Genomic DNA, 823 nt, shown 5'->3' with positions numbered 1-823 from the left:
CACTCTAAAATGGGTACATTAAAAGCTATAAAATATATGAAAAAATCAAAATAAAGAGAATAATGTTGTACAAGCATTAATATACTTATTATTAAATAATATAACGCTTAATATAGATTTGATAATAAAAACTAAAATATAAAACTTTAATATTAAAATTTATATAAACTAGGGGTTATGACTTAAAATTTAGAAGTTATAATCCCTTAATAAATAGGGGGTTAAAATATGGAATGGATAAAACATATAGAAAGATATAATCCTGTCAATGAACAAGAGAAAAAAGATAAAAATATTATATTAGATTTTATAAATAAAAATGATGATGTTTTAATTAGAGATAATGAAATTGCACATATAACTAGCTCTGGATTTATAGTTAATAAGTCAAGAACTAAGGTTTTAATGATACATCATAATATATATAATTCATGGGGATGGACAGGTGGACATGCTGATGGAGATAGTGATTTAATAGGAGTTGCTATTAAAGAAGCTAAAGAAGAAACAGGTATTAAAGAAGCTACACCTATAACTAATGAGATATGTTCTATAGATATATTACCAGTAAATTCTCATATAAAAAGAGGTAAGTATGTAGCAAGTCATCTTCATCTATCAGTAGCATATGTTTTAGAAGCTGATGAAAGTGAAGAGTTATTTATTAAAGAAGATGAAAATAGTGGTGTTAAATGGGTTGATATTGATAAGGTATTAGAGTTAAGTAATGAAGAACATATGAAGAVTGTTTATAAAAAGTTAATAGACAAAAGTAAAATGTATTAAATAAGTTCTCAGTAGTTATATTATATCAATCAATATA

General features: G+C 24.0%; 1 protein-coding gene. It reads left to right on the top strand.

Translation table 11 applies throughout. The features are described from left to right. Nucleotides 1-228 precede the first annotated feature (228 nt). A complete protein-coding gene (locus G3997_RS05715) occupies nucleotides 229-786 on the top strand; it encodes an NUDIX hydrolase (protein WP_296644234.1) in 558 nt (185 codons plus the stop codon). Nucleotides 787-823: the final 37 nt, after the last annotated feature.

Source organism: Romboutsia sp. 13368, assembly GCF_018336475.1.
Classification (GTDB): domain Bacteria; phylum Bacillota; class Clostridia; order Peptostreptococcales; family Peptostreptococcaceae; genus Romboutsia.
Note: the sequence above shows the minus strand (reverse complement) of the source record. Positions and strands in the feature narration are given on the sequence as shown.